General features: G+C 58.0%; 9 protein-coding genes. 4 read left to right on the top strand and 5 right to left on the bottom strand.

Annotated features, from left to right (window positions below; all coding sequences use genetic code 11):
- The first annotated feature begins 586 nt into the window (after positions 1–586).
- The 3 genes from CRO48_RS31000 (at position 587) to katE (ending at position 3,860) form a co-directional block, all read left to right on the top strand.
- Entirely contained in the window at positions 587–1,087 is a 501-nt protein-coding gene (locus CRO48_RS31000) for a DUF3597 domain-containing protein (protein WP_097143485.1), read from the top strand.
- 43 nt (positions 1,088–1,130) lie between these two features.
- Complete coding sequence (locus CRO48_RS30995) at positions 1,131–1,634, top strand: YciE/YciF ferroxidase family protein (RefSeq protein ID WP_097143484.1); 504 nt, start codon at positions 1,131–1,133, stop codon at positions 1,632–1,634.
- A gap of 75 nt (positions 1,635–1,709) precedes the next feature.
- Positions 1,710–3,860: a catalase gene (gene katE, locus CRO48_RS30990; RefSeq protein ID WP_097143483.1), complete on the top strand. Its 2,151-nt coding sequence runs from the start codon at positions 1,710–1,712 to the stop codon at positions 3,858–3,860.
- Positions 3,861–4,626: 766 nt separating this feature from the next.
- Here the strand turns inward: katE and CRO48_RS30985 are convergent.
- The 3 genes from CRO48_RS30985 to CRO48_RS30975 form a co-directional block, all read right to left on the bottom strand.
- Positions 4,627–4,884, bottom strand: a complete 258-nt coding sequence (locus tag CRO48_RS30985) for a GlsB/YeaQ/YmgE family stress response membrane protein (RefSeq protein ID WP_097143482.1) — start codon at positions 4,882–4,884, stop codon at positions 4,627–4,629.
- 789 nt (positions 4,885–5,673) lie between these two features.
- A complete protein-coding gene (locus tag CRO48_RS30980) occupies positions 5,674–6,285 on the bottom strand; it encodes a general stress protein (RefSeq protein ID WP_097143481.1) in 612 nt (203 codons plus the stop codon).
- Between the two features lie 31 nt (positions 6,286–6,316).
- Positions 6,317–6,634 (bottom strand): PepSY domain-containing protein, encoded by a 318-nt coding sequence (locus CRO48_RS30975; protein WP_097143480.1) that lies wholly within the window; start codon positions 6,632–6,634, stop codon positions 6,317–6,319.
- A 506-nt stretch (positions 6,635–7,140) separates the two neighbouring features.
- Here CRO48_RS30975 and CRO48_RS30970 point away from each other — a divergent pair.
- Entirely contained in the window at positions 7,141–8,832 is a 1,692-nt protein-coding gene (locus CRO48_RS30970) for an FAD/NAD(P)-binding protein (RefSeq protein ID WP_097143486.1), read from the top strand.
- Here the strand turns inward: CRO48_RS30970 and CRO48_RS33345 are convergent.
- Together CRO48_RS33345 and CRO48_RS30960 are read right to left on the bottom strand one after the other, a co-directional pair.
- Positions 8,817–8,966 carry a hypothetical protein gene (locus CRO48_RS33345; RefSeq protein WP_407071967.1) on the bottom strand — a complete coding sequence of 50 codons (150 nt, stop codon included), beginning with the start codon at positions 8,964–8,966 and terminating at the stop codon, positions 8,817–8,819. The two genes, CRO48_RS30970 and CRO48_RS33345, sit on opposite strands and share 16 nt — an antisense overlap.
- Before the next feature lie 300 nt (positions 8,967–9,266).
- Entirely contained in the window at positions 9,267–9,590 is a 324-nt protein-coding gene (locus CRO48_RS30960; protein WP_097143478.1) for an ArsR/SmtB family transcription factor, read from the bottom strand.
- Positions 9,591–9,832 lie beyond the last annotated feature (242 nt).

Raw genomic sequence — 9,832 nt, 5'->3', positions numbered from 1 at the left:
CGGCCGGTAATTGATTGGAATAGTGGCCGGCTTCAAATCGGAACGGTGGCCGGTAATTAATCGGAATGCCGGCCGGCTTCAGACCGGAATCCGCAGCTAGACTAACGATAGGCCCGACATCGACACATTAGGCACCGGCCTTGGCTCGCGAAGCCAATGTCAATGGTAGAACGCTACAATGACTTACGTGTCCTGATAGTAGAAGGTCGCCAAGCGCCATGATCCAGCCGGCGCTACCGTCGCTGTCATGCCGTGTTGCCTAAAGTTATATGGCATGTCCTCAGCAGTCACTGGCTTGATCGAGCCATTCGCTTAGAGACACTGCCTGTAAAGAAACAAGCCAACCAACGTGCACTAGGTAGCATGGCGGCTGTCCACGCGCTCGTTGAACCGGGGAGCCTTGCGCTTGGAGACCGCCGCGAAGGAATTTTGCTCCCGAGCCTGAGGCAGAAGGAACCGCGATCTGTCCACCGCGTTAATCGGCGGGGCGACAGCACATCAATTTTTCGCGACGGCCGGGTACATAAGCGTGCTGCAGCTCCGGAGCGGATCGAGCGCCCTGACCAAGTCACAGCAGGAGAAATGAATGAGCATCTTCGACCGCATCAAGGACGCAATTTTTGGCGAAGCAAATGCTGCTCCTTCCTCGCAAGGGTCAAGCATGGGCTCCACGGCACCGGCATCTTCAGCCACGCCTGCCTCTCAACCGCCCGCCCAATCAGGGGCTGCCACCCCGGCTATAAAAACGCCCGCTCCGTTCGCAGCACAGACTGCAAACCCTGCTCTGCAGATAGACGGAGGCGCTGGTTCCAGCGGAAACTCCCGGGCTCCTGTCGACGTCGAATCGATCCTCGACGAAGCAGCAAAGAAGTCTGGCCAAACGCTCGAGTGGCGCCACTCAATTGTTGACCTGATGAAGGCACTCGGCATGGACGCAAGCCTTGGAGAGCGCAAGGAGCTGGCGCAGGAACTAGGCTACACCGGCGACGCCGATGACAGCGCGAAAATGAACACGTTTCTTCACAAGGCTCTCATGAAGAAGCTGTCGGAAAACGGAGGAAAAGTCCCCGCCGACCTGATTAACTGAACCAAGTTTTCAGATCTCATCCTGAACCACATGGAGACATGAAATGGCAGCCACCAAAACACTGGATGACCTGTTCCTGGACACTCTCAAAGACATCTACTTCGCAGAGAAGAAGATCCTGAAGGCCCTTCCGAAGATGGCCCGCGCCGCCAATTCGGAAGAAGGAAAGGCAGGCTTCCTGCAGCACCGCGACGAGACCCAGGGCCAGATCGAACGCTTGGAACAGGTCTTCGAACTGCTCGGAAAGGCGGCTCGCGGCAAGACCTGCGAAGCCATTCAGGGCATTATTGCCGAAGGCGAAGAGATCATTGAAGAGTTCAAGGAGTCTCCGGCTCTGGATGCAGGGCTCATCTCATCCGCCCAGGCAGTCGAGCACTACGAGATCGCCCGTTACGGCACGTTGATCGAGTGGGCTAAACAGCTTGGTCTGAAGGACGCCGTACCGCTGCTGGAGGCCAACCTCGCCGAGGAGAAAGCGACAGACGAGAAGCTCACGCAGCTCGCAAAGGCCTCTGCGAACGCCAAGGGCAAAAGCAAGGCTTCCTGAGGTCCCAGTGCATTATTCAAGGCCGTCCCACAGGGGCGGCCTTTTTGTATCCAGCCATCACCAAAGGGGATAATCATGGCAAAGCGTACAAAACGGGCGACCCGCTCGACCTCTTCCACGGACACTGTCACCATCCATGATCAGCAGCTTCACCGAGGCGCGGGCGGCGAACTCCACCAGATCGCTGAGGACGGTGCCGACGTGTTGACCACGTCGCAAGGCGGACCAATCGCCGACGACCAGAACTCTCTTCGGGTCGGCGCCCGCGGTCCGCTGCTGATGGACGACTTCCATTTCCGCGAGAAAATCTTCCACTTCGACCACGAGCGAATTCCGGAACGCGTGGTTCACGCACGTGGCTATGGCGCCCACGGCTTCTTCGAAACCTATGAATCCTTGTCCGACGTCACCCGCGCCGACATCTTTCAGCGCGCAGGCGAGAAAACGCCTGTCTTTGTCCGCTTTTCTACTGTCGCCGGCAACAAAGGTTCTGCCGACCTCGCCCGCGATGTCCGCGGTTTCGCCGTGAAGTTCTACACGCAGGAAGGCAACTGGGATCTCGTCGGCAACAACATCCCTGTCTTCTTCATTCAGGACGCAATCAAGTTTCCGGACTTAGTACATGCCGCAAAGCAGGAGCCGGACCGGGCCTTCCCCCAGGCGCAGACCGCCCACGACAACTTCTGGGATTTCATCAGCCTTACGCCGGAAAGCATGCACATGGTCATGTGGATCATGTCCGACCGCACCATCCCACGATCCTTCCGTTTCATGGAGGGGTTCGGTGTACACACCTTCCGTTTCGTCAATGACAAAGACGAGTCCACGTTCGTCAAGTTCCACTGGAAGCCAAAGCTCGGCCTCCAGTCGGTTGCGTGGAACGAGGCAGTCAAGATCAACGGTGCCGACCCCGACTTCCATCGTCGCGATCTCTGGCAGGCGATCCAATCCGGCAACTTTCCGGAATGGGAACTCTCTGTGCAGCTCTTTGATCAAGAGTTTGCCGACAACTGGGACTTCGACGTCCTCGATCCGACGAAGATTATTCCGGAAGAGTTGTTGCCGGTAAAACCAATCGGCCGTCTCGTGCTCGACCGCATGCCGGACAACTTCTTCGCGGAGACCGAGCAGGTCGCGTTCATGACGCACAACGTTCCGCCGGGAATCGACTTCAGCAACGACCCTCTTCTTCAGGGCAGAAACTTTTCCTACCTCGACACGCAGCTCAAGCGGCTTGGCGGACCGAATTTCACGCACCTTCCCATCAACGCACCAAAGTGTCCCTTCCACAACTTCCAGCAGGACGGGCACATGGCGATGCGCAACCCGGTTGGCAGGGTAAACTACCAGCCGAACTCGTTCGGGGAAGGTCCCCGGCAGGCCCCGTCCCGAGGATACCGCCACTTTCTGGCCGAGGAGAACGGCCAGAAAGTGCGGCTGCGTCCGGAAAGCTTCGGCGACCACTATAGCCAGGCCCGCCAGTTTTTCCTCAGTCAGACGCCGCCCGAGCAGCGGCACATCGCGATGGCACTCACGTTCGAGCTAAGCAAGGTCGAGACCGTCGCTATCCGCGAACGGATGATCTCGCACCTGCTGAACATCGACGAGACGCTCGCCACCACCGTTGCCCAGAAGCTCGGAATCCAGACAATGCCTAAGCCCGCCGACGCTGCCATGCCCACACGTCAGGATCTGGAGCCGTCTCCCGCGCTTAGCATCGTGCAAGGCGGACCGAAGCGGTTTGAGGGCCGCAAACTCGGCGTGCTTGTAACGGATGGCGTCGATGCAAAGCTCCTCAAGAAGCTGATGATGGTGATCGAGAAGGAGAAGGCTTTGGTTGAGCTGATTGCGCCGAAGATCGGAGGCGTGACCGCGTCCGATGGGACCTGGATAGAGGCGCAGCACATGATCGACGGTGGCCCCTCGGTGCTGTTCGACGCCGTCGCCGTCCTCGCGGCTCCGGGCGCAGTTGAGGATTTGGTGAAGGAGGCGACAGCACGGGACTTCGTGGCGGACGCATTCCAGCACTGCAAGTTCATCGGCTACGACGAGAGCTCTTTCCCGCTTCTCGTCAAGGCTGGAATCACCGACGATCTCGACGAAGGCACGATCGCACTTCCCGGTGAAGGGGGGGTTGCCGCTTTTGTATCCGAACTTGGGAAGTTGCGGGTGTGGGGCCGGGAACCTGCTCTTAAGCTCGGCAAAGCCTCGCCTCCGGTCGAGTGAAGTTCAGGCGCGGACCTCGTGTCCGCGCCGTTCTCTCTAAACGGTGAGGGACGAGATAGTTGTTTCCAATGTTGGCGTTCCATGGAACGACAAACACGCATGAACTAACGCACCCGGAGCCCATAAATGAGGAGTCAGTCTATAAAGTCTCTGCTGGCCGCGCTTGTTGAGCCGAATAACATCGAGAGCGGCGGATGGGGACCCGTGCAAATTGGGGTTGGCGCCGTACGGGCGGGCTGGGACATTTATTCGGGCCACTACAGGCTTACAATTCCAAGCCACGGTCTCGGCGGCCGGCTAAAAGGCTTTTAGCGCACGGATTGCGACAAGGCTGCCAAGGGGGCGCAGCCGAGCTGATCCTTTAAATCGATGAAGAACAGCTGTTTGAGGAGCTCAACTAGAACGTGATTGACGAGCCTTTGAGATTTGCGGCCTTTGTGGCGTCATCTCGGGCTTCCAATGCGCGCGCTTCTGAAGGTCGCGAACTAATTTAACCCGGAAAGGCGGTTTCCGAGCGAAGCCAACTGGCTCCAATCATTTGCAGCGCTACGTCGAGCAGCAAGCCCGGATGTATGCGCCTTTAGGTAGGAGATTAAATGTCCGACCGATATTGATCTCTGCTGCAGGGCGCAGAGACCATAAAGCACCAGCGCTCTGCCGGTAGCTCCGGCACTACACACGGTTTTCGGTTCTACCATGTCGGCTGATGCCGGGTAGGGTTCCCGGCGGCGTCTGCACACGACGCCGCCCAAACGATTTTACTGGTTCACGCTGTTCGCCTTACCATCCGCGCCAGCGCAATTAAGATACATGCGCCGATGAAACCGGCGATAAGGTAGCCGAGCCAGCCTCCGAGAACGATCCCGAACAGTGAAAGGATGAAGTTGGCGACTATGGCACCGACAATGCCGAGAAGGATATTCATGATGACGCCCATGTTGCTCTTCATAAACGTCTCTGCAAGCCACCCTGCAATGCCACCGATGATAATCGCCGCGATCCAGCCGATACCTGCGTCTTCCATATTCAACTTTCCTTCCGGTTTCCTAAAATACATCCGGGGCTCCGGAGGTGACGAGGAAACTCCATGGCCTGGGACTTTGTTCCATCTAGGAAAGGACGTGGCGTCGTTCTATTATATCTTGGACGAGGTTTAGTTGATGGTTACTGAACCAGTCGACCGTGATGCTCTGGGTCCAATGGACTTGCTCATATTGCTATGGGCTGAGCAGACGCGGACAGCGCATTTTACACCCGATGAGCGTTGGAGAAGACAATTGTAAAGCGGAGAATTTAAGGTTTGGCCGCGCAGATCTTGTGGAGGCTACTCGTGCCGATGACCGCGCACCTGCCAGCTGTTTAGTCTCGTCAATAACTAAGCTCAGAGGTTAGGAGGAGTTGTCACTCGCATACCGTTTGTGCCGTCGACGATTGACGATCTCTGACTTACCATTCAACTCCCTCACTTGCCCCTCGAAAGTGTGCGAGGGCCCAGGAGATGGTGATTGATCACGCAAGCCACTGTAAGTCTAGGGATAGCTGGCGCATCCACGGGCGGGACGAGCACTCAAACTACTGATGCACCGCTGGCAGCCCAGGGTTTCGCGCAGGATCGGCCAGTCGGGCAAGCTTGTTCGTCTCGCCAGTGGCGCCTGGCGCCTGCGGGCGGGCGCGAGCCGCTCGATGGAATCGGAAATGCTTCGCATGGGGTGACCTTCTGGGGTTCCGGAAAGCCAACCGACATCCCTGTTGATAGATGATATGCCTCAAGAACGTCGAGGACCGGCGTGAGCCGGTCCTCGATTATCAGACTTTAGAGAGTGCGAACCCGATAGCGGTCGCGCTCCTGCTCGACTTCGGCTGGGCCGTAAGGATCAGCGGAATGATCGAACTTCGTCCAGCCCTGCTCGGAATAAGCCTGGCGGCGCGCCATGGGATCGACGCGGTTGGACTGCTTGAGGATCATCTCAGCTTCGGTTTCCATGCCGTCATCCACACGAGCGGTGACGAGCGTGCCGCCGCGGCGAACGCCTTCAGCATAGACATGGGCCTCATCTTCGGAGACGCCGGAATCCGTCAGTGCGCCGATGAGACCACCAGCCGCACCACCGGCAACCGCGCCGGCGATAGCGCCAGCGGCAGTGGCGGCAAGCCAGCCGGCTGCAACAACCGGGCCGACGCCGGGAATCGCCATGATGCCGAGGCCAGTCAGAAGACCGCCTGCGCCACCGACGACAGCGCCGATGCCGGCACCGGTGCCAGCGCCTTCTGCGGCACCGTTGTCGTTATCTTCGTGCTTGTGGCGGTTGTCGACATTGTTGGAAACAATGCTGATGTCGTCAGACGGGACGCCACGTGCTTCCAGCGCGCTGACGGCTGCGCTCGCATCACTGTAGTTGTCAAAAAGTCCGGTAACGGTTTTCATGGGAATGACCTTTCTCTGCGTTTCCGCAAAATTATTTGGAGACGACGTTGCCCTGGTAATCCATGGCCACCGGCATGGACTTGCCATCCTTCATCGCCGTGGCCTGCCAGACGCCCTGATCGTCGAGCTTGAGGTCGGCAATGCCGGTGAAGCCGGCTGCTTCGATGCGCTCCCGCGCCTGTTCTTCGGTAAAGGAATTTGCGCCCTCGACAGGGGCTGCAGCGTTCGGTGTTTCCGGGGTCGCAACGGCTGGCGTGTCGCCGTCCGTCGCAGGAACAGTGGTGGTCTGGGCATAGGCAGACACTGCCGAGGCGCACACGAGCGCCGCCGCGAAAATCATCTTTTTCATGGGTTTTCCTCTTTGCAGACCTGGTTGCTAGGTCCGGTAGCGAAAATGCGCCCGCCTGGGGAAAGTTCCGCCTTAGACGTTTAAGCGGTATGAACGCAACGCGAGTCCTTTCGGGTCGATTGTTGCCGCCTTGTCATAGCGTTAACCATCGGTCATCGATGCGCATCGACAAACAAACTTATATTGGCGACCGTGAATATTGCACTAAGGAGAACAAATATACAAATTTTAGTCAGGTTAACGTCTTCTAACAAAGATGATACCTTTGAAAAAGCAGCTTTAGTGCACACTAGGTCCAATGGACGGAGTTACAAAATTGGCGCTCACTTGAGCCGATCGTGATAATTTCGTTAGTATAATACAAACAGCCGACCTCACATCAAGTTCAGATTATCGCATTTGCTCGAAGGATAGTTCGCGCAACAGCATGAGGAGGGGAACAATTTCAAAGGTGGAACATTCCCTGACAGCCGCGCGAGATTGTTCGCCGGACATAGGATATGTCCATGCTTCCACGAATTGCTATCATCGGCACGGGTCCGACCGGCCTCTACACGTTCAAACAACTGATCGGCTCAACCGTTCCCCTTTCGATTACCCTGTATGAGGCAGAGGGCGAACCGGGCAAGGGCACGCCCTATCACCCTGATATGAACGACCCGGCCATGCTCTCCAACATTCCGAGCATCGAGCTGCCTGCTTTCACCGAAACGCTGGCCGATTGGCTGCGGCGGCAGGATGACGACACGCTGATGCGCCACGGCATCCGCCGCGAAGCGATCGACGAGCGGGAATTCTACCCGCGCCTCGTGCTCGGCGACTACATGCAGGCACAGTTTGCCCAGATGCGAAATTTGGCCAGCGATCGCGGCCATGTGATCACGGTGCTCGCACGTCACAAGGTCACCGATATCGAGATCCAGGCGGAAGCCATCCGTCTTCGCGTGTCCCATCCCGACGGGGAGGACGACGCGGTTTACAACCATGTTGTCATGGCGACCGGCCACAACTGGCCAGACAGCACGGAAATCCGTCCCGGTTATTTCGTTTCGCCCTGGCCGGCGACCGTTCTCAAATCCATCCGCAATGAACCCGTCGGCATTCTCGGTACCTCGCTGAGTGGTATCGACGCCCTGATGACCGTGGCGACGGCCCACGGCATGTTCTACAGCGACGCAGCGGGCGACCTGCAATATCAGCCGGCTGCCGGGACTGAGGAGTTTCGCGCGACGCTGATGTCCCGGAAGGGCATCCTGCCGGAGGCCGATTTCTACTGCCCGCTCCCCTATGTGACGCAGCTCGTCTGCACGGAAGAGGCCATCGAGGCGCTGATCGCAACAGGTCGTCACGACCTGCTCGATGATGTCTTCGAGCTGTTCCGCGGAGAAATCATCGCCCGCGACCCTGCTTATGCTGCCCGGATCGGGCTGTCGCAATTGACGGTCGAGACCTTCGCCGCCGCCTATTACGCAGACCGGACGGAGAGTGATCCCTTCGTCTGGGCGGCCAAGAACCTAGCCGAAGCCGAGGAGAACCGGCAGAAGCGTTACACGGTGCCGTGGCGCTACGCGATCCTGATCACCCACGAGATCGTGGCCAAGGTCATTCCCCACCTCGACGAAAACGACCTGAAGCGCTTCCACCGCCACTTCAAGGGAATCTTCATCGACGACTATGCAACCGTGCCGTTGATGTCGATCCGCAGACTGCTGGCACTGTCGCGCGCCGGCAAGCTCTCGATCCTGAAGCTGGGCGAGGATTACCAGATCAGCACGGCGGAAGATGGGCTGGAGCGCGGCGCGGAGGTCGAAGTGGATGGCGAAGTCCATCGCTTCGGTGCTTTCATTGACGCAACGGGCCAGGAGACACTCTCGGCCACGGATCTTCCATTCCCGACCCTGGTCGCCCAAGGCGGCGTGCAGGTATCGGCGACCCCGAAGGCGGCCGCGATCCGGCAGCCGGACCGCGACCCCGATATGGTCCGCACCGGCGGCATCGACGTCGACGAAGCCTATCGGCCACGTCTTGGCCTGATGTCGGAAGGCCGGCTCTATTGCGCCGCGATCGCCTTTTTGCTGCACAAGGAGCCCTTCGTCCAGGGCATCACCAGTGCCCGGGATATCGGCGAGACCGTTGGCCGGGCAATCCTGAATGATATCTCTGAGGCGGAAACGCCGCTGTTTCAGATCTCGGCATAAACGGCATCGCCGACACTGATGGTGACGGGCTCGGCGGGCGTGGCATAGACGCCGAGATTGCGCTTGTTGTGGCGCATGATCCCGCGCAGCACGTCGGGCTCTTCCGCCATTCCGGGCTGGGCGAGGAGCGTTATACCACAGCGGCGCGACGCTTCGGTGACGCGGATATCGGCGTCCCCGATACGTCACCTCTGGTCCGCCCAGTCGCTCTGAATGAAGCCTTCACCGTCGTCCGTTTCGATCAGTAATGGGGGCCAGAACCGTCTTGTATCGTGCGGTACAACGCCCGAATTACGGCGAGCGCCTCGGCCGAGGCATCAACAGGTGAAGCGGCGCTGCCCCGATATGTTCCGCTGTAACATCGACAACTCGGAAGCAAATTTGGCGCCCCGATATTTTAACAGTGCGACTGTTTCTTTTCCGAACTAGATATTTTAGTCATTGTACGGGAAGCTGTTCATTTGTTCTAGCAGACGGGCAATCGTCAGACTTTCGCATCGATAATATACCGTCTGCCCGGCCCTGCGAGTTGTGACTACACCCGCAGCACGAAGCTTTCCAAGATGCTGGGAAAGGGCAGATTGACTAAGAGCGATATCAAATGCCATCTCATTCACCGACCATTCCCGCTTCATCACGCGCAAAATGATTGCCAAGCGGATCGGATTCGACAATGAGGTAAAAAGGTCAGATGCCCGACGCAAAGCGACACGATCGGTGCAATCTAGCTCAATCTCGGTGACACTTTCGACAAACATATAGGTGTTCTTCCCCCACAAAGGCGCTAAACATACATGTCATAACATGGTTAATTTAACGTGTGTCGGCACACACGATGCGACTTCACGCCAGCGTCCGGGAGTGTCCAATCGCGTGGCCCAGCAGGGCCCTCAGCGGGTTGCCTATGACCTTGCCCCGTTGAAATAATCCATTTTGAAGTAAGCTCTGGCCATCGAGAGGACCAGGGAATGAAGCGCAACCGTTTCACAGACGAACAGAT

Origin of the sequence: Rhizobium subbaraonis, assembly GCF_900220975.1 — a bacterium.
Lineage (GTDB): Bacteria > Pseudomonadota > Alphaproteobacteria > Rhizobiales > Rhizobiaceae > Mycoplana > Mycoplana subbaraonis.
Note: the sequence above shows the minus strand (reverse complement) of the source record. Positions and strands in the feature narration are given on the sequence as shown.